14 protein-coding genes, 1 tRNA gene and 1 pseudogene are annotated in these 19796 nt (G+C 36.2%); 8 read left to right on the forward strand and 8 right to left on the reverse strand.

Features of this window, described 5'->3' with window-relative positions:
- The first annotated feature begins 2 nt into the window (after positions 1 to 2).
- The 7 genes from AACV00_RS05520 (at position 3) to AACV00_RS05550 (ending at position 9401) form a co-directional block, all read left to right on the forward strand.
- A complete protein-coding gene (locus AACV00_RS05520) occupies positions 3 to 521 on the forward strand; it encodes an Hcp family type VI secretion system effector (RefSeq protein ID WP_004250011.1) in 519 nt (172 codons plus the stop codon).
- A 72-nt stretch (positions 522 to 593) separates the two neighbouring features.
- Positions 594 to 2765, forward strand: a complete 2172-nt coding sequence (locus tag AACV00_RS05525; protein ID WP_017628614.1) for a type VI secretion system Vgr family protein — start codon at positions 594 to 596, stop codon at positions 2763 to 2765.
- Positions 2765 to 3988: a DUF4123 domain-containing protein gene (locus AACV00_RS05530; RefSeq protein ID WP_004249009.1), complete on the forward strand. Its 1224-nt coding sequence runs from the start codon at positions 2765 to 2767 to the stop codon at positions 3986 to 3988. Before AACV00_RS05525 ends, AACV00_RS05530 begins: the two co-directional genes overlap by 1 nt.
- Complete coding sequence (locus tag AACV00_RS05535; protein ID WP_049211176.1) at positions 3985 to 7086, forward strand: toxin VasX; 3102 nt, start codon at positions 3985 to 3987, stop codon at positions 7084 to 7086. The genes AACV00_RS05530 and AACV00_RS05535 overlap by 4 nt, the downstream gene beginning before the upstream one ends.
- On the forward strand, positions 7086 to 8024 hold the full coding sequence (locus tag AACV00_RS05540) for a hypothetical protein (RefSeq protein WP_110706865.1): 939 nt from the start codon (positions 7086 to 7088) through the stop codon (positions 8022 to 8024). The genes AACV00_RS05535 and AACV00_RS05540 overlap by 1 nt, the downstream gene beginning before the upstream one ends.
- Complete coding sequence (locus AACV00_RS05545) at positions 8017 to 8286, forward strand: PAAR domain-containing protein (protein ID WP_004249835.1); 270 nt, start codon at positions 8017 to 8019, stop codon at positions 8284 to 8286. Before AACV00_RS05540 ends, AACV00_RS05545 begins: the two co-directional genes overlap by 8 nt.
- Before the next feature lie 269 nt (positions 8287 to 8555).
- Positions 8556 to 9401, forward strand: a complete 846-nt coding sequence (locus AACV00_RS05550; RefSeq protein ID WP_236645535.1) for a hypothetical protein — start codon at positions 8556 to 8558, stop codon at positions 9399 to 9401.
- Between the two features lie 89 nt (positions 9402 to 9490).
- Here AACV00_RS05550 and AACV00_RS05555 read toward each other — a convergent pair whose 3' ends face one another.
- The 8 genes and pseudogenes from AACV00_RS05555 to AACV00_RS05590 form a co-directional block, all read right to left on the reverse strand.
- Entirely contained in the window at positions 9491 to 10168 is a 678-nt protein-coding gene (locus AACV00_RS05555; RefSeq protein ID WP_036895816.1) for a hypothetical protein, read from the reverse strand.
- Between the two features lie 92 nt (positions 10169 to 10260).
- Entirely contained in the window at positions 10261 to 11868 is a 1608-nt protein-coding gene (locus tag AACV00_RS05560; protein WP_110706863.1) for a fimbrial protein, read from the reverse strand.
- Between the two features lie 13 nt (positions 11869 to 11881).
- On the reverse strand, positions 11882 to 14377 hold the full coding sequence (locus AACV00_RS05565) for a TcfC E-set like domain-containing protein (protein ID WP_036969766.1): 2496 nt from the start codon (positions 14375 to 14377) through the stop codon (positions 11882 to 11884).
- Between the two features lie 22 nt (positions 14378 to 14399).
- A complete protein-coding gene (locus AACV00_RS05570; RefSeq protein WP_004246670.1) occupies positions 14400 to 15083 on the reverse strand; it encodes an EcpB family pilus assembly chaperone in 684 nt (227 codons plus the stop codon).
- 89 nt (positions 15084 to 15172) lie between these two features.
- A complete protein-coding gene (gene ecpA, locus AACV00_RS05575; protein WP_004246669.1) occupies positions 15173 to 15796 on the reverse strand; it encodes a common pilus major fimbrillin subunit EcpA in 624 nt (207 codons plus the stop codon).
- A 139-nt stretch (positions 15797 to 15935) separates the two neighbouring features.
- Entirely contained in the window at positions 15936 to 16256 is a 321-nt protein-coding gene (locus tag AACV00_RS05580) for a helix-turn-helix domain-containing protein (protein ID WP_004246668.1), read from the reverse strand.
- A gap of 820 nt (positions 16257 to 17076) precedes the next feature.
- Positions 17077 to 17262 (reverse strand): annotated as a pseudogene (gene rhuM / locus AACV00_RS05585) (RhuM family protein); the annotation flags it as partial.
- 156 nt (positions 17263 to 17418) lie between these two features.
- A tRNA-Sec gene (locus AACV00_RS05590) sits at positions 17419 to 17513 on the reverse strand.
- A gap of 239 nt (positions 17514 to 17752) precedes the next feature.
- Between AACV00_RS05590 and prlC the strand changes: the two genes are divergently transcribed.
- Positions 17753 to 19795, forward strand: coding sequence for an oligopeptidase A (gene prlC / locus AACV00_RS05595; protein WP_036970530.1), 2043 nt, complete (start codon positions 17753 to 17755; stop codon positions 19793 to 19795).
- Position 19796: the final 1 nt, after the last annotated feature.

Consider the following 19796-nt stretch of genomic DNA (forward strand, 5'->3'; position numbering starts at 1 on the left):
TTATGCCAACTCCTTGCTATATTTCCATTGAAGGAAAAACTCAGGGCAACATCACTGCAGGCGCGTTTACTGCAGATTCTGTCGGCAACATTTATGTACAAGGTCATGAAGACCAAATGTTGGTACAAGAATTTTCTCACGTGGTGACGGTTCCGACTGATCCGCAATCAGGCCAACCTTCTGGCCAACGTGCGCATAAACCGTTTCGTTTTACCGTGGCATTAAACAAAGCCGTTCCTCTGCTGTATAACGCATTGGCTTCCGGCGAAATGCTGCCAAAAGTTGAGTTAAAATGGTATCGCACGTCTGTTGAAGGTAAACAAGAGCACTTCTTTACCACCACACTGACTGACGCGACGATCGTGAACATCGATTGCCAAATGCCTCATTGCCAAGATCCGGCTAAAGCCGACTTCACGCAACTTATCGAAGTCTCCCTCTCTTACCGCAAAGTTGACTGGGAGCATACTGTTGCCGGGACTTCAGGTGCAGATGACTGGCGTGCACCACTCGAAGCATAAGTCATGGGTTAAACGAGTCCTTAGGGGCTCGTTTACCGTTTTAGTCTCCTACTTCCCGTGAAGGATTATTGGATGTCTATAACAAATTCAAAAAAATATCAAAGGCTGGGTGATAAGGATGGCAACCCACTGAATGGGGGTAAGACATTAACCCATGGCGGGGGCAGAACATACGCGCAAGATCTCGCTTTACAAGAGCAACATAGACAACTCATAGAGAAGATCTTAAGTGGCGACATGCAAAGTGGCTTAGTGTTTACTTGTCAGATTGGTGGATTACCCGAAGAGACTTTCCAAGTCACGCAATTCGATTTACAAGAAGGGATCTCACAACTTTTCACCCTCTCCATCCAAGCCGTCAGTCCACTCTCGGAAATTGATTTTAATGATGTGTTAGGCATGGCTTCCAGTTTGACAGTAAAGCGAGATGGTCACATTCTGCGTACAGTACAAGGTATCTTAGCGGCGGCAGAGCAAGGGAATACCGATGGGGTAAAAACCTGGTATCAATTTGTGATACGTCCTGAAATGTGGGTAATGACCCTCAAACAAGATAGTCGTATTTTTCAAGATACCACCGTTCCTCATATTCTTGAGACATTACTCAATGAGTCTCACATTAAATATGATAAACAGCTTTATCACCCAGAAGAGCATTTGCAGCGCGCCTATACCACTCAAAAACGAGAAACAATGTATGACTTTTGGTGCCGTTTAGCCGCAGAAGAAGGGATTAATTTTTGGTTTGAAGAGGGCCCACAGTTATTTTATAGCGACCGACATTTGGGCATGAGAGCGGGGATATCCTTAACCTATAACCCACAATCGGATACAGATATCACCGATAGCACCGCCACAACGTGGCGCTATGTTGAACAACTCTGTAGCGATATTCGCGTTGATAAAGATTACAATCAACTTAGACCTTCCTACCCCTTAAGCCATCAAGTCACAGGAGAGGTTCATCAACAACATGAAATATTTGAAAGTTATGGACGCTTTGAAGAAGATGCTCAGGGACAACCCTTTAATCAGATACGTTATGAACAATCACAAAATCAGCGTCAAGTAGGCTCTGCGACCACAAACTGCATTGAATTAGCGCCGGGGCGTATTTTTACCTTGTCTAACCACCCCAGTGCACGCATGAACACCACATGGCAGGTGATTAGTATCTCACATCACGGTGTGCAACCTCTTGCCGACAACAGTGGCGGTGAAGGAACTCAATTGAGTAATCAGCTTTCCTTTGTGCCGAGTACTCAAGAGTGGCGCCCGCCTTACCGTTTTAAACCTACCGCCGATGGTGATGAATTAGCCACTGTCGTCGGCCCGCCGGGCGAAGAAATCTATACCAATGAGCAAGGTGCCGTTACGGTCTATTTTCATTGGGATAGGCGTGGTAAACCAGACCATAGCGCATCATGCTGGGTAAGAGTCGCTCAAGGTTGGAATGGGGACGGATTTGGCTTTATGGCTATTCCTCGTGTTGGGCAAGAAGTGATTATCTCTTATTTAAACAATGATATAGATAAACCGATTATCACCGGATGTACCTATAATGGTCGCAATCGTTCCCCCATTGATTTACCTAAACATAAAACCCGTACCACATTTCGCACCAAAACCCATAAAGGAGACGGGTTTAATGAATTGCGCTTTGAGGATAAAAATGGCGATGAGGAAATTTATCTTCATGCGCAACGCGATAATAATATTCATATTAATCATAATAAAACCCAATACGTTGGGCATGATGATAGCCATACTGTCGCCAATAACCGTAAGCATGAAGTGTGTCATGACGAATTTATCCACATAGTCAATGAGCAAACAGTACAGGTTGATGTCAATCAATTTGAACAAATAGGGAAAGACCGTATCACACGCATTGACAATAGTTGGAAAGAAGTTATCCACGCTAGTCACTTTCAGGAAATCGGGGAAAACAAGCAGTGTGATATCCAAAATGATTATACCCTGAAAGCCGCAGGGGGTATCCATACCCATACCAAAATCCACACCTTGCAAGCCAGTGAAACGGTCATTATCAAAGGCAAGGCTGGGTCGATTCAATTGGATGCACAAGGTGTGACTATTACAGGTAAAATTCTGCTCAAAGGCGATGTGTCAATAACGGGGGGCGCCCCAGAAGTGGTTACTCAGTTAGAAGCGGCGGTTAATGAAGGGTTACCATTAGCTGAGGATTGCCGTGCGAAAGCGATGAAAAAAGGAACGGCCTAATGCTCTTGAGTCCAAATCCCCTCTATAAAGCGTATTGGGTTGCTCAATGCCGTTATACTCGCAACGGTGAACAATTCAAGGGGGTGATGACCGTAGCAGGTACAAGTCAACCACAAGCTATTAAGCAGATGCGCCAGTACTTTACGGCTCACCCAGGTGAATATACCTTTGCGGACTATGACACATTAATCCCTTTAATCACCCATATTGAACAAAGTTCAACCTTAGAATTACCGTTAATACGGCAAGTACGTGAGCAACATAATGCAAAGGTTTCAGCCGTATTAGTGGATAAATGCAACCTCACACACCCAAGACCGTCAGAAAAAGGCGACATTCATTACCGTGAGGGGCAACCTACGTTTATTGAATATTCGCATCTCTATGTCGTCATTGACAGTGGGGAATACCACCGCCAAACCGGGCAACATCTTGTACCGAAACTGCATGGCTCACAACTGCCATGGAAATCACTCTATCAAGGTGAAACTCAAGACAGCCTTGAAGATAAAGCCCCTTATTTGGTACACATTGCCGCCAATCAAGCCGGTCAGCAGTTTCTGGCTCATTACTTGAATTTACCACATAAAGCGAGTCTCGGATTATTTATCAATAGCCTCAAACCCTTTACCGATATTCACCGGCAAATGCGAAAACTCACCTATTTATATAATCAAAAACTGGAGAGTTGGAATTTCTTTCGTTTTTATGATGTTAAGCACTTTATCCCATTTATTGAGTCTTTGACTCACGGACAGTTAATTAATGTGGTCAATGGGGTAAATGCGTTCTACGGCTATAGTGCACAATACCCCGATGGGGTTGAAATCACCTTTCACCCAGATTATCTGTATGACGGCAGTAAGCGAGAGCCGTTATTTATTAATACCTATTTATACAATCACTACGCGAATATCACACAGCTGCAAACTGTGGCTAAAGCTAAGGCACTGATTGAACAATTTTCTCAGGTAGAAGGGGATGAGTTAGAGGGTGACGCATTAATGGGCTACTGTATACACGCAGCAAATTGCAGTTTTTTAGACGATATTCATCAATCAAAAGCGTTATTGTACGACTTGCAAGCCCGCTATTTGTGCCGTCATCAACCGAGAACATGGCAGATCGCCAATGAAAAAGCCGCACCTTATAAATACAACCAAGTTTTATTGAGTTACCACCGTTATATCGCCTGTTTAAATACCCAAGGAGAAATGAAATGACTGGAGAAGTGAATGAGAAATATTTAACACCGCAAGAGCGCAAAGCGCGTCAGATGGTGAAGGCGGTAAACGAAGCGAGCCCACGAAACTTACCGGCCGACGCGGTGGTATGCCCATGTGAAAATGAACATCGCCCTGTTTATCCGGTGCGTTATGCATATACCAACTTTTATTGTGATTTACATTTTTCTACAATTGAACAAGCACCAAATAAAACGTTAGAAGCGAGTATTCCTCCTTCTATTAATCAATTATTGAATGCGAAAGATGTTACTGCTAGTAAAGGATTTTCTGCAAGATTATTAAGACAAGGTTGGGTTTATGTTTTTGAAGAAGGCAATTACCCTACTAGAAGTAATTCTAGTAATAAAAGTTATCAAGAACAAAATGTTGATGCGACAAAAGGACGCCTATTAGTTTTTCAACATCAAGTTACAACCAGTGATGGCAATGAAAATTTCATTCCATATATATTTAAGCAATTAAAAAATGGGGGTGTCACTTTAAAGAAAAACGGAAATAGTAATCCTTATTTAGCTATACCGAAAGATGTGAAGGAAGCGACTATCTTATTCAGCGAAAGTAAATTATCTGATTACACACTTAAAAAAATCATTTCATCTTCTAAGTTTAGATCGAAATTAATGCAAAAAATCAATTTTATTGATTACAACAATAACGATTATTGTATTGAGCTAAATAAAGATAATTTAAATCGACTTGTTGAGGATTATAAAGAAGAAGTTGATAAATTTAAGCTATTTGTTAAAGAATTCACGCATTCAAATATACCCTCTTCTTTTTTTTCTGATACCACAAAAATACCCGACTTACCACAAGATGCAACTGTTTTGATTAATCAAATAAATAGTGTTCTAGATTATAATGAAAAAGCGACATTGCTTATTTTAAAAGATCCCGTAGGATACCAAAAAGATGTTTTATCTTATTATAATATTGTAACAAAATTACATTTATTATATCAGAACTATTATAGCCATCCGGATAAAATTGGCCAATTTATTACGAGTATACAAGAAGCTAGTCATCACATTAAAGATACTGATGAAAAAGAAAAAATGCAAACAATACTAAAAGAGAGTATTAATCAGAATGCATTAGATAATGAGTGGAAAAATATTCATAAAACATTTATTTTTTTTGAGAAACATCAACGTATTGTATTATCATTGTATGAAAGCTTTATGAATAATCCGGCAATCATTAATGAAAACGGTGGCTTAAAACATTATTTTGATTATGCTTTTTCATATCACGAACGTATAACGAAAGAAGATGTCTTTAGTATTGATTTTTTTAAGGACCTTAATCAAGCTTTTGATTTATATTTTGATTTAATATCTCCATTAATGAATTCTACCGAAGGACAAAGAACATTAGATAAATTATATTCAATTAATGATGAAGAAAATAATAGCCTGTGGGTGGGAGTGACAAAGAAAGTAATTAGTCTTGTTGCTAATTCAAAAATTATGGACGCACTTTTAAATGCACAAGAATATGCAGAGAATATCGAAAATTTTGTTAATAAGCTTGCGTTTATTTGCTCAGATAGCATTGGTTTTGCATTTACAAAAACAAGTAAGATGCTTTCTCATTACGATATTAAAAATAGACTAATTAATACTAAGGGTATTGACTATTTAGCTCAAAAGATACTTCCGATGATACTGGCATTTTGCAACACAAAAATTTCATTAACCGAGTTTGTTAAATTATCGGGTAATGAGCTTAACCAGTGGGTGGAACAACTCCGTAAATTAACGGAACAAATAGTACCAAATCTGCAACATCCTAAATTAAATAAGCTTTTTTCTTGGAAACAAAAAATAATAAATCTAGGCGAAGAGACTGCCGTTCTTATTCCGAAGATTGAGATCACAGATATTACTAAAAATAAGATTTATATTTATGGTAAAGATGCATTACAGGTTTCCACTAAGCTATTTTTAAACGGTTTCAGCATGATAACCGGATCAATCCAAGCTTATACATTACAAGGCATGAGCTTATATGAACGTAATGACCCATTAAAACTATCCCCCTATAATCTGTATACAGCACAGATTATTGCGAATTTATTTGTAGCAAGCTACAGTATTTTAAAAGTCTCTCAAGAGGCGACAAAATTATCTCAAACAGTATCGAGCACCACACTGAAATTCTTTTTAGATAAAATAAAATTACCTATGCTAACAACAGAAGTGGGAACCAAAAGAATGGCAGCATTAGGTAAGATTGCAGGTGCCGTTGGTGTTGCTCTTGCCACTCGAGATGCATTAGAAGCTTTTCATATTGGAAATAATAAACAAGGTTTATCAAATGTAGCCATTGCCATTGGTTCTATCATGCTAATTTTTGTTACAGGGGGATGGGCTCTATTTGCAGGACTGCTAATATTAGGAGGCTTTATCTCAAGTCAACTCACCAGTTGGAGTCATTTGGAAACTTTGCTAAAACACAGTTTTTGGGGAAATGAAGAAAGATCAAATTTTTGGAATAATAAAAGACCTATAACAATCGATAAACAACTAGAAGAATATGTTAAAAATTTCGAACAATATGAAAAACAGAGTATTATTGAATTACAAGAGTTTTATAATCTATTTTATACAGCTAAAATGACTCAAGAAAAAATACCAAATGGAAAACTCCGCTTATCTTTTGAATTTACTAATTTTATCCCAGGGATTTCAGAGGTATATTTTCACTTTGTTACAGAGGTTGGTTATCACAGCGGTTTGGCAGAAGAAATAAAAACACCTAGTTCAGCTTATGTTCTAAATAAACGAAAAGATCTCTTAGAAATTAGCAAACAATTAAAAATGGCAAGTGAAAAAGGTGATTGGAACCCTGAAACAGGTATATTTAAATTTAGTTTGGAAGTACAGTCTCAATTAGTAAATACATATTCTGCTTTTGGTGCACATCCCAATAGCCGTATAGGTATTGAAGATTTATATTGGTATTATCAAGTCAATCCCGAGGTAACAACACCGATGCGTTATATCAATTGGGGGGGAGATACCCAAGAAAACAATCGGCTTTTAGGCTTTATTAACAGTGAGAATATCTAATGAGTATTTTTTTCAATCCCGCTAAACACCCACATCGCTTAAAGCCACAACCATTGGGGGAGCAAGGTGAGCGCTATAACGAAGATTGGCCCATGCCTGAACTCGATTTTTTAGAGACCGTCGATAAACAACAGTGCATTCTAGTTGATAAAGAAATACGCCGACGTGATGCGTTTGCTTTCCCTGGGTTTATTACCGGAATTATTGTCTTTATTATGGTATTTCATTTTGTTTTTATGGACCACTATAATCAATATACAACTTTTAAAGACGATATTCCTTATTATGAAAATAAATATGGTAACTTATATTTGGAAAACCCAAACGATCCTAAAATACCTCCTTTTGTTAAAAATGAATATTCCCTTTTCTTCTATCAAGACAGTGTGACAATTTTAGATTACTTTAATGCTTATTATAGTCGATATATTACATCAACACCCTATCAAGACACGCTATTTTTTCTTACTATGTTCATCATGTCTTTCGTCTTACTTGGCTTGGGTGGCTATCAATCTTTTTTCAAAAAAAATCCAATACTCGTTTTTAATCGTGAAAGAAATCTGGTCTATACTTGGCGCAAAAATAAGGTATTTATTGCCCGCTATCCTGAAATTGGTATCGGTAAAATTGGTAAAACACTTACCTTTCAATTATTCGGGTTAGATAAGTCAAAACAAACTTTAGTTTCTGAATTGTTTTTCCCTAATGTCTATGTTTATTCAGTCTACAATACCAGTACTGACTATCACGACCAGCGCTTCATTAATTTTATCAATACTTATATGCGCGAAGGGCGTGATGCCATTATTCCATTCGATTATCACCGTAAAAAACCCAAAGTGTATTTTGGCAAAAACCCACCTCCTGCTGATTTTGAACAACAGGTCGAACAAATTTTAGCAAAGCTTGATCAGGAGAAAGAACACCATGCGTAGTTTGGTAAACGGCAGAAAGATTATTTTAGAAAATGATACAACAAATACCGGCGGTACCGTACTTACCGGCTCTTCTATTGCTAAACAAACCCAAGGGATTGCCTGTGTAGGTGATCCTGTTTATTGCCCTGCGTGTAAAAAAACAGGCACTATTATTGAAGGGGATAATTTAATGAAAATTAAAGGTATCCCTGTCGCCCTCGAAGGACATAAAGTCGCTTGTGGCTGTTCAGATGGCTGTATACTCGTTGCAACAGATTAAGCGATACCCAATATCATGTATCATAAATAAAAAATGATATTCTTTTTTAGAAATTAATTTTGCCATAACACAATTATCAGTAAATTTAAATTCGATGTTGCTATTCATCTAAAAAAAGCAAGCCTTCAACTAAATAGTAGTTTTAATTTTATATACTTTTATTCTCACATTAAGATTTGACGGGTCAAAATATGAAATATCATTCCTTATTAAAAAATTTATTTTATGCAACACTTTCCATCATGGCGTTAAATTTTAGTGGCGTCACTATGGCAAAAAATACCATGAATGATATTTATGTTATTAATTTATCCTCAAATGATGCAGGTTGTGGTATAAAAATTAATGAAATGTTGGTAATGGATAATAAAAAATACCCTGAAGGTCATTATTCCGCCGGTCAAAATATATCTAGTATATTAACTAGTGGGGAAAATACCTTAGGTGTAATTATGTTTAATGGCTCTATTTTAACAGGTGAAGAAAAAATCACTCCAGATATGTGGTGTGAAGTCGAACTTAAGAAGTTATCTGCAAACGGCAATAGCTCCTTAATATCGGGACTTAGGTTAAACGGAAGTAGCGATGGGAAAATGGTGGTCTCTTATAAATATAAAAATAACAGTGAGCAAATCTATTTTGGCGGCCCCAGTAGAGATAGTGAATTTGATGTTTTAGAAGCAAAAAACCAATTTAATATACAGGGCCTCCCCCAATGGCAATGGGAAAAAGCTACTCCCGTTACTGAAGACGATATTCCTAAAATTCGTGCTTTTTATGCCGAACTACGACAAGCATTTATCGATAAAAATCTAGATAAATTAAAAACTATGGGGAAAATATCCTGGGAAGAAATGGCCTATGCCGATAATGGCTCTCCTGATATCTTTTGGAAATCGCTTAATTTTCAAGAACGATTAGAACAAGGATATAGACCCAATCCAATAAGTTGGGAAAAATATATTCTTAGTACTTACTTAAATCACCGTATTTTTCGTTACGAAGCTGGATTTGAACGCTTATCTCCTATTGAGTTAGTTAGCCCTGAAGGGAAAAATTATTTTTATAACCCTTACCTTTCTATTATTGATGGGAAAGTGACTATTGTCCGATAAGGTGCCTCTTTTATGCCTACCATTATTCTTATAGGTGATTCGGACACTGGCCATGATAATCATGGCCAATACACTTTAAAGTCACACTATTACTCACAATTCCCTATAGAGTAATATTTATCAAAGATAACAATATACTTACGACTTTTTTGACTTATGCGCAGATCTTTAATTTGTTGATTGGGTAATAAATAAAATACATAAGGCTCTGAGTCATCATCACCATCACAATTTTGATGTAACAAAACCCTAAAATAAGTATTGCCTGTATTTTTTAATATTCCTTGGTTAATATTTAAATCATATTTGAAATATGGATCTTTAGGTCTAACAACAAAATAGGTTTCTAAACTTACTGTGGGGTAGAACAGTGGTTGTTTTTTTTGCCCTTCATCATTTCTTATATCAAGTGGCGTTTCACTAATAATAATTTTATAATAACGTTCTTTCTCATCCGCCTCTCCTCGATAGAAAATTTTAAAAAATTCCTGCTCCCCGGGTAATAGAATTTTTTTAAGGGGAGTAAAAAGAATTTCTCCATTCTGAATAGGTGTGCCCTGCTCTTGATAACCCGGCCTATCAATTTGGTAAACACTAAATGTATATAAATTGGTTTTTTTAGTATCATTAATATAGGGCTTAGAAAAGAAGGGTTCCCCCGACTCCATAGAGGAAATATCTGCACTAATATAAAGTGCATATGCATGGTGATAAAAGAAGACTAACAACATCCCGCAAAGTATCTTAAACCAAGATATTAGTTTCATATTAAAATTTCAGTATTCGTTATAATAGAAAGTGACTTAAATAAAAAACCAGTACGTTCTTATCAGTCGCCATAACATAAAAATAATCAACTTTAGTTAATATCAGGCCCAGTCCATATAGCCTTAACTGTTACCGTTCCACTGGCTGAGACTGTTCCTAGCCAATCAATACCATCCAAAGTGAAAAATGAGTTAGCATCATTCATTGGAAAAGATAAATCTAGGTTCGTTCTATAAAAAGAGCCTAAGTCTTCATCAGGTCTGTCCCATGGTGTTTCTGTCCATAACGCATTTTTTAATGAAATTTCATGACTATCACAACTCGCTCTATATTTTGCATCCGTGCCATCACTATTTTTAAATGAGAGATAAGCCGGAAAAGGCACATTAAGTCGGTTATCACTGGAGGAGAATAAACAATAGGATTGCCCTTTTAATGTTGTTTGTGGTCCTTCTACAGATGCAGTAATAGAGTCTGCTTGTCTAGGGCCACTGGTGGTAACAATATAATTAAACTCAATGGGTGGCTCTTCATTACCCACTTTTCCCGTTTTAGATTGATGAGGGTTAAAATCAGTAGGAATAATGCTTATGCCATAATCTCTCGGCTTCAGAATAAGTGTATTTGAGGGGGTGAACTCATAATACCCAGATTGAGGCACGGCTGTATTGGTAAATGAAAAGGTAAAAAAGTCTTGGCTATTTTTAAAATCGACATTACTAGAGACGAGTCTTTTTAAAAAGGTATTAGATAAAAAGATAGAAACATTTTTATTATTAACTTTAAAATAATAATTAGCGGGATATGTTGTATTATAATTATACCAGTTATTACTGCCATCATCAGGGCCAATTTTTATTGTATTTGCCGCTGGCGTAAAAGGGATCAGTGTATTATTAATTTTTAAATTAAGCCTAATATTGGTAAATATATCCCCAGTAGTTTCATGATCAATCACCTGACAAATAATACCATTTTGGTTTGATACAATACCCACTCGGCAAAACTGAGAGCCTAAGCCAATCGTGGGATTACCGTTACTATCAATAAATATTTCTTGTAAAGCACCTGTTGAAGTTAACGTGATATGCCCTGACTTAGTGATATTGAATTCATGTGATGCAAGCATTCTGCCACCAACATTTTGGCAAGATCCGCCTTTGCTTGGATCATAGTCTGTTTTTGTCATACAGGCTCTATAACTATATGTCTCTATAGTGCCTACAGGCAATTGGCGAAAATACAGGTATGCCGAATCACTAAATATCCCCCGAGCATAAGCCGATTCACCGTTAGTATTAGTCTGAACTATTTTATAAGCCCCGTCTTTACCTATATATTGCGCAGGCCAATAGCCACTATCATCTGTACAATAACGCCTCATACATCGATTACCCACAAATGGCTTATCTATTTGAGAATTTTCTAGCCAAATATCGACATATTGATTGGCCTGAATGGATGTATTGGTATACCCCATATAACCTAAACTGAGCTGTGAAGATTTTGAATAACGCGTATATTTATTGGCACCCGAAAAACGCGGATCGGTTGTTCTTGGGGTAATAAAATATTCATTATCTACATTATTCTCAATAAAAACGTAACTATTAGTTACCGTAGCGGCTTGACTGGTTGTAGACAGCGATAAATTTAAAAGACAAGGTGCTACGAGTAAAAAAAATATTTTGCTATTCATAATAAAGTTCTCGTTATCTTTTTACGAAACTAGACTGAGGTTGACAAGTTACCTCTCCAACCCACATTGCTCCTTGTGCCCCTTTAAGATCTAAGTCTGCTTCACAGATTGTTTGCTGATCTTCTTGTAGTAACGAGATCACCGGATAACGGACATCTACATCCATTGAAAACTCACCATTTTGATCTGTTTTAGTTCGACCAATATGGTTTCGAATTGAAGCATATTTTAAAAGTTCACCATTAGGGGATTTCAGACGTCCGAAAACCGTGACTAATTGCCTCACTTCCGGTTGATAAAAGGCAATATTTCCTGGATACAATGTGACGGATTTATTTCGGCCAGAAATAATGTCAAAGCTGTCTTTCGATTTGCCATCATTCATTAATTGGATGTCATAATCTGAATAAGGAGATAATGGAATAAAGGTATTTTTTCCACTAATCGGGTAATTTTGCCCATTAACTTTAGCGAGCATACTGCCACTACCTTTAATATCTGAATTGATAATAATGCCAGATTTACCTTGTTGACCACTGGGTGTGATCATCCCTTCACTATAAGCTATAGAGCCACGAGAAGTTAAATTACCATTAAGTCGTTTATTATCAGGGCGATTAATGGTCACCGTACCAGAGTTATACTTCGTATCATAAGAAGCGTAACCTAGTGTTGAGAAGTCAGATTCACCATTATCTTTATCATGTACTAACTTAGAAACAGAAACGCCCGCATTAGTGATCACGGAGTTTTCAAAATTCTTATTCACATAAATATTGGCTTTTACATTGCCATTGGTTGAAGAGATCCCAGTACTTAACCACGTTGAAAGAGGTAAAGAGAAATCAAGATTAATAAATTTTTCATTAGTGCTATTTTGATTATCATAATGATAACGCTGAACCCCAGCTCTTAATCCTACCGTGCCATAACGTCCCGAAAATAATGTATTTGCATATTCATAATTAATAGAATCACTACCAACTCGCTTATCTTTGGTATTGCTGATAGTAAATGAACCCGTTCTATCCATTATCTTATCGAAATTAATAGTTCCTCCATAAGAGTAACTGTCTGCCTCATATAGCGGTAAATCACCTCTTACGATAGTTTTCTCTTTAGATGCCCATAATGAACCATAGCCTTCTGGGATATTAATAGAAAGCGTACTAATATTACGGTGACTACCATGATTCTCTAACATTCCTTGCCAAGCAATAGAAAGATAGTTATTTACCGCTACACTGATATTCGTCTCCTGTACAATAAATTTATCAAATCCATAGTTAGACATTTGAAAACGAATACCGGATAACACAGGAAAGTTATAAGCAAAAGAGCTACCGATTAAATAACTTTTTTCGGGAGTTTGGTTATAAGCGCCACCCTCTTTGATATAATGACGTTTATCAAAATCAATATAGCCACCATAAATTTCCCAATTTAATTGGTCAAAATTACCGTTAGCGGTGCCAAAAGACTTATTAATGGTTTGATGTTGTGTTGTCACTACCTTGCCATCAATAACGGTTTCAATCGTTACTTCATAAATACCATAAGGCAACATGCTGGTATCAACTTCAAAATTACCCATCGGGAAATTTTGAATATTTAATAATTTACCTTGGCGATAAATACGAACTTCACCTGGACTATTTAAAAAAGCATAAATCGGAGTTAATGATTGCTGTTTATTCACCACCCTACTTGATGAATTATTCCCGATTGATGCTGCATAAATTTTACTGCTACTCAATACTGTTAAGCTGGCTAAGGACTGTAAATTCCAAGTGCTCATTAACCCGATAGCAAAACGCAATCCATTAAAATCACGTTCATACATTGCTCTATAGAGTTCAATATTGGAATTGGATTTACCTATACTGTAGGCAGATGCATTAATATTAAAATGGTGTTCAGCTTTAGCTAATAACGTGTCTAAATTAAAGTAGCTACTGGATGAATCTTGGGCGTTTTTAACACGACTTTGAAAGACGCCCAAATCATAGTTGGCCACAGCAGAAAATGAATTAACAGATGAATTTCCTAATATGGATTGTCTAGCATGTTCTTTGGGTGCAAAAGCTGACTTATCAACATCTAATGATAAATTAAATGAAGAGACATTTAATTGAAGAACAGCATTAATATCAATAGCTATACTATTATTTTCATTAAAGATAGCATTTTTTTTACTTTCAATTTTATCAACTAATAACTGATTTAGTGTTGCGCCTTGATTATTTTCGATTAATTGAATACTTGATAGTTTTATTTTATCATTATCGATAACAATAATCGCATCTGCAATTTTCTTTTCACTTTGGTTTTGTTTATTTGCATCATTAAGTCGTAAGAAAACGGGCACCGACATACCTTCCTCTAAAGCATTAACAAATGCCGGAGGAATAATATATCCGCCCACTTTAATTCTTTTTATTTCATTAGCATTAATCGTATTCGAAAAAATAATACCTAATATTGATAAAGCGATAATACTCTTACGCATGATTTAGCCCATTCTTTATTTTTTATTTGACAACAATGAACTCTCCTTTGTGCCAAATGCCTACGCTAGATTTTTTATTTGTGAGATCGACAAGTTGCAATTTAACGGCTAAATGTGGCATAAGGTAATAACGCTCGCGACACATCCCCTCCACACCATATTGTTGTTTTTCTGCTAGACAAGGGCCTGAAGCCACAACACGAAATGAACTATTACCGATATTAGAAACTTTATTATCATGATACTGATAATTAAAATTCTCAATTCTGGGTGCAACCACTAAAATTGTACTAATAGTTGCAGATGTTGTTGCTGTCGCTGATTTTGAGCTTTGTGTTATACCATTTTCAGCAATAGGATCATCTTTCCAATTTAATCGATAATAACGCTCTTTATCATCCTTAGGCCCTTGATAAATGATTTTAAATACATCACTTGCATGACCGGGAAGAATCAGATTAGCCGGTGTTGATAGAATTTCATTGGGATCAGTAACCGGAATAACTTTCCCATTTTCAAGTGGTGAGTCTAATTTTTCTATTGTCAAATTGACTAATCTTGCCGTATTTACTGTATTTTCAATTTCTTTGGCAAGAGTACTTTCATCAGAAGATATTATCTCTGTTATATTACCTACATTTACTGCAAAACTATTTTTTAATGGAAACCACAATAATAAAAAAAGGATTAATTTTATCTTATTCATAATAGTCAGTTTCTAAAAATAAATAACGATAAAGATATTACTTCCCTATAGTATCTTTATCGTAATATCAATTAGCCAATAAAGGAGAATTAAGGTTCTGGATTAGGTTTAACGGTAGAAAAGTCACCATCCCAAGTGGCGGTAAATTGCACTTTTACATCACCATCCCAGACACCATCAGCCAGTGATTTAAAATCGGCTGTTGCTCCTGCTGCTTGTGCACTGGCAATCACAAAAGTGAATTCACCACGATCTGTAGCGCGCTCAGAGCCATTGTAAATACCATCAGCAGCTAAATTATCTAAACCTGAGGTTAACCCTTTTGATGTATCAATTAACACGACATCAGTTGTTTTAGAAAGGTCTTCCCCATTCCATTTAACACCAACTGTTAATGTTGAATCATCAGTTGTTCTTGCTAACGTATTAGCAATCAGTTTTGATGATAATTTAAAATCGGTTGCGCCAGATTGGCCTTGAATAGCAATATCAAATGCACCATTTTGTTGGTTAAATGATTTTTGGCCTTCAGCATAATTAAAAGTCAGACTTTTTAATGGAGTGACAACTAACATACTGGTTGTATCTTTAATTGCAGTTGCTTGCCAAGTCGCGGTTGCTTGTGCAACACGAGTATCTGCATTAGCAGCCGTAGCAAAAGAAGCAGCAATAATTGTTGATAGCATCACCGATGCTATTTTTTTATTTAACATATTATTCTCTCTAATTTTGATTTATAAAAAACAATTACATAGTATAAAAAACACCTTTAATTGTGCTTTTTATAAAATATAATTAATAAAATAATTGCAATGATAATTATTTTATGTGATTTATTAATTTTTAATGTAATTAAAAGTTATTTATGAAGTTTTTTGTTTGACAACCTTTCCATAAAATATATTTCTTTTTATTATCGACTTTGTTTATTTCTCTCTCATCGGAAAATTCATTTTCAAGATATTTAAATACATCTACCCATTTTTTATCTAAAATTAATAAAAAATTTGCTAATTGATCAACGGTAATTGCAGTAGCTCCTATTTCATATCGTGAAATTTGTTGTTGGCTAACATTCATTAATCTTGCCAACTGCTTTCCTGTCATATTTTTTTCTTTACGTGCTTTTCTTAAAAAAATACCAACATGACCACTAATCATATTAGATTTCATTAATTACACTCCAATAGAAAATTGTTAACTAAACATTTCATTTAAATCAATCATAAATATATAAAAACAAGAGTAAAAACGTTTATACCGATCGAAGTTAGTTAACTTAATAGCCACAACCTATCAAATATTGATTATTGATCGATTTAATTTATTAGCTTACGCAAATAATTTGTATTTAAAAGAAAAGATTTTTATTAATTATATGATAATTAAATAAATTAAGTCTTTAATTAAAAAATAATTTAAAAAATATATTTTTTATAGAATTGCAGAAAAATAAAGAATAATGCATTATTGATATAGCCTAATTGATATATTTGATCATATACATTTACAATTTGTTACATAATTCATCAAATAGCGATTTAAGTACTAATAATTAGAGTACTATAATACTCTGATAGAAGCGCATTTCTGGTTTAATATCCTGTAATCATATTCATAAAGAACACTTAAGCCCAAAAATAGCACTTAACCAAAGAATTAGTATCAATATATTTGTAAAGTAATCACATGATTTTAAATATCTTTTTTAATTCTATTAATACTAATATAAAGTGTAAAAACACATTTTAATGAAAATAGAGATCAATTTTAATAAGTAATTATATTACAGATTGACTAGATTATTGATTTAGATCAATAATAGTATTCTGTTATTATATTTTTATTAATCTTTAACGGTAATTAAATGCTTAAGAAGTTATTTTAATAAAAATAATATATATAATTATACAAAAATATTTTTCTTTGCATTAATAATATGGTAAGAAGTTTATCAATATATCGATACCATTTATCGAAAGATGCATTATCTTTTTTCTGAGAAACTTAAAAACTGATCTAGCTTAGTATCCCAATCTTGTAAAAAAACTTGCTTACAGCGCAGCGCTTGGTCTTCAGCAAAATCCAGCCACATATTGACGATACGGTTTAATTCTTTCAGCTCATTTTCACGTAGATAATTCTTCGCAGTGTTACGAACTTCATCCGACTTATACGAACATGTACGAGTATGCTTACTTTTCACATTTCTGCCTAATAGTACTCCTGTGAGTCAATTCTCTTGCAAACGTTTTAACATTTGTTGAACTAAAAATAGCTTAATAACTGATCATTAAGGGATTGATTGAGTTTTGGGAGGTGTATTGAACTTAAGTGGCGGAAGATCACAGGAGTCGAACCTGCCAAGGACCGCTGGCGGCCCCATCTGGATTTGAAGTCCAGCCGCCCCACCGGGGACGATGATCTTCCATATAGGATTATTTGTATGAAATAACATGATGATTATACGCTGAAATAAAATCATTCCCAAGTGCACTAAATCAATAAAACCTCTTTCAAAGAAAATAATCCCGCTTTTGAGTAAAAAAACTGATAATTAACGCGATACTATTGAACTTATGCACTTTCATCCTCATCTTATTACCTATGACGAATAAACTCAGTGATGTATGCCATGTCACTGTAAACCCAGATACAGGATGTTTTTTATGTCAAATCCATTACTTAGCACAACGGGATTACCTGCATTTTCCCAGATAGAACCAAAACACGTTGTACCTGCCATTAAAGAAGTTTTAGCTAATTATCGTGCAACCGTAGAAAAACTTCTCGCTGACAACACCGCTTTTAGTTGGGATAATCTTTGCCAACCGTTAGCCGAAGCGGGTGATAAACTTTCTCGTGTTTGGTCTCCTGTTAGCCATTTAAACTCCGTTAAAAATAGCGCTGAATTACGCGAAGCTTACGAGCAAAGCTTACCTTTACTGTCTGAGTTCAGTACTTGGATGGGTCAGCACGAAGGATTATATCAAGCCTATAAATCTATCAAAGGAAGCGCTGATTTTGCCTTACTGACTCAACCACAAAAAAAAGCCGTTGAGAATGCGTTACGTGACTTTGAATTATCCGGTATCGGTTTACCAAAAGAGAAACAACAGCGTTTTGGTGAAATCAGTGCACGCCTATCAGAACTGAGCGCCAAATTTGGTAATAATGTGTTAGATGCGACCATGGGGTGGTCTAAACTTATCACCGATGAAAGTGAACTTGCCGGTATGCCGCAAAGCGCCATTGATGCAGCCAAAGCAATGGCACAAGCAAAAGAGCAACAAGGTTATCTATTAACGCTCGATATGCCAAGCTATCTACCTGTTATGACCTATGCTGATAATCGTGAGCTTAGAAAAGAGATGAGTATTGCTTATAGCACTCGAGCCTCTGATCAAGGCCCTAATGCAGGTCAATGGGATAATAGTGAAGTTATGGCGGAAATTTTAGCATTACGCCATGAGTTAGCTCAGTTGCTCGGCTTTAAAAATTATGCCGAAAAATCACTTGCCACTAAGATGGCAGAATCGCCAGAACAAGTACTTAATTTCTTAACTGATTTAGCCTCTCGAGCTCATCCTCAAGGCGAAAAAGAGCTGGCTGAATTAACACACTTTGCCAAAACACATTATGGTGTGGAGAAACTAGAGCCTTGGGATCTGGCTTACTACAGCGAAAAACAAAAACAACATCTATTCTCCATTGATGACGAACAGCTACGCCCTTACTTCCCAGAGCACCGTGCATTAAGTGGCTTATTCGAAGTGGTTCACCGTATCTATGGTTTAACGGCTAAAGAGCGTCATGATATCGACACTTGGCACGATGATGTACGTTTCTTTGAATTATATGATGAAAGCAACACATTGCGCGGTAGCTTCTATCTTGATTTATACGCTCGTGAACATAAACGCGGTGGTGCTTGGATGGATGATTGCATTGGTAGAATGCGTCATGCTGATGGCACACTACAAAATCCTGTCGCCTATCTTACCTGCAACTTTAATAAACCAGTAGGTGATAAACCCGCACTCTTCACCCATAACGAAGTGACCACGCTATTCCATGAGTTTGGTCATGGTTTACACCACATGCTAACGCAAATTGATACCGCTGATGTATCAGGTATTAATGGCGTACCATGGGATGCGGTTGAGTTACCAAGCCAATTTATGGAAAACTGGTGCTGGGAGCCAAAAGCGTTAGCCTTTATTTCTGGCCATTATGAAACTGGCGAGCCATTACCGCAGGCTATGCTTGATAATATGCTCAAAGCAAAAAATTATCAGTCTGCGATGTTTGTATTACGCCAACTAGAATTTGGTCTGTTTGATTTCCGCCTACACGCTGAATATGATCCGGCTAAAGGTGCTCGTATCATGGAAATACTAAATAGCGTAAAAGAGAAAGTCTCGGTAGTACCTGCAACACCTTGGGCGCGATTCCCTCATGCCTTTAGCCATATTTTTGCCGGTGGTTATGCAGCAGGTTATTACAGCTATTTATGGGCTGATGTACTGGCAGCTGATGCCTTCTCTCGCTTCTCTGAAGAGGGCATTTTTAATCGCCAAACAGGTCAATCATTCCTTGATAATATTTTAACCCGTGGTGGTTCAGAAGAGCCAATGGAGCTGTTCAAACGCTTCCGTGGTCGTGAGCCGAAACTTGATGCTATGCTCAAAGGCTACGGCATTAAAGGATGAT

The sequence above is a fragment of the Proteus sp. G3927 genome (assembly GCF_963894685.1).
Classification (GTDB): domain Bacteria; phylum Pseudomonadota; class Gammaproteobacteria; order Enterobacterales; family Enterobacteriaceae; genus Proteus; species Proteus mirabilis.

Coding starts and splice junctions, on each gene's coding strand:
- AACV00_RS05520 (WP_004250011.1), top strand. CDS start 3: ATGCCAACTCCTTGCTATATTTCCATTGAAGGAAAAACTCAGGGCAAC.
- AACV00_RS05525 (WP_017628614.1), top strand. CDS start 594: ATGTCTATAACAAATTCAAAAAAATATCAAAGGCTGGGTGATAAGGAT.
- AACV00_RS05530 (WP_004249009.1), top strand. CDS start 2,765: ATGCTCTTGAGTCCAAATCCCCTCTATAAAGCGTATTGGGTTGCTCAA.
- AACV00_RS05535 (WP_049211176.1), top strand. CDS start 3,985: ATGACTGGAGAAGTGAATGAGAAATATTTAACACCGCAAGAGCGCAAA.
- AACV00_RS05540 (WP_110706865.1), top strand. CDS start 7,086: ATGAGTATTTTTTTCAATCCCGCTAAACACCCACATCGCTTAAAGCCA.
- AACV00_RS05545 (WP_004249835.1), top strand. CDS start 8,017: ATGCGTAGTTTGGTAAACGGCAGAAAGATTATTTTAGAAAATGATACA.
- AACV00_RS05550 (WP_236645535.1), top strand. CDS start 8,556: ATGGCAAAAAATACCATGAATGATATTTATGTTATTAATTTATCCTCA.
- AACV00_RS05555 (WP_036895816.1), bottom strand. CDS start 10,168: ATGAAACTAATATCTTGGTTTAAGATACTTTGCGGGATGTTGTTAGTC.
- AACV00_RS05560 (WP_110706863.1), bottom strand. CDS start 11,868: ATGAATAGCAAAATATTTTTTTTACTCGTAGCACCTTGTCTTTTAAAT.
- AACV00_RS05565 (WP_036969766.1), bottom strand. CDS start 14,377: ATGCGTAAGAGTATTATCGCTTTATCAATATTAGGTATTATTTTTTCG.
- AACV00_RS05570 (WP_004246670.1), bottom strand. CDS start 15,083: ATGAATAAGATAAAATTAATCCTTTTTTTATTATTGTGGTTTCCATTA.
- ecpA (WP_004246669.1), bottom strand. CDS start 15,796: ATGTTAAATAAAAAAATAGCATCGGTGATGCTATCAACAATTATTGCT.
- AACV00_RS05580 (WP_004246668.1), bottom strand. CDS start 16,256: ATGAAATCTAATATGATTAGTGGTCATGTTGGTATTTTTTTAAGAAAA.
- prlC (WP_036970530.1), top strand. CDS start 17,753: ATGTCAAATCCATTACTTAGCACAACGGGATTACCTGCATTTTCCCAG.